Source organism: Enterocloster sp. 210928-DFI.2.20 (genome assembly GCF_020554465.1).
GTDB classification, from domain to species: Bacteria; Bacillota; Clostridia; order Lachnospirales; family Lachnospiraceae; genus Enterocloster; species Enterocloster bolteae.
The window spans coordinates 1-280 of sequence record NZ_JAJCHK010000124.1 but is presented as its reverse complement, the minus strand read 5'-3'; the positions used below and the strand labels follow the sequence as shown (position 1 = coordinate 280).

The window sequence follows — 280 nt, the reverse complement described above, 5'->3', positions numbered from 1 at the left end:
GTAGCGAACTTCGGAGTGGATGACAACGGAGACCAGATCCCGGATGAGTACCAGATTAAAGTGACCTACAGTGCGGTGAACGGAAGCGTGGACCTGAAGGAAGCGCAGTATGTGACGCTGTATAAGGATGGCCATTATGCAACGAAGGAAGAAGGCGGTGTGGGAACACTGGCGGATGACCAGATTGCAAAGGCAACAGCAGCCAACGGATACAACCAGGCAAGTGAGAGCTGGAATCCGGAGAAACCGGAAGCTGGAATCACGCAGTTCACGGAAGATA

1 pseudogene is annotated in these 280 nt (G+C 52.9%); it reads left to right on the top strand.

Features of this window, described 5'->3' with window-relative positions:
• A pseudogene (locus LI015_RS28125) lies at nucleotides 1-280 on the top strand (hypothetical protein); the annotation flags it as partial.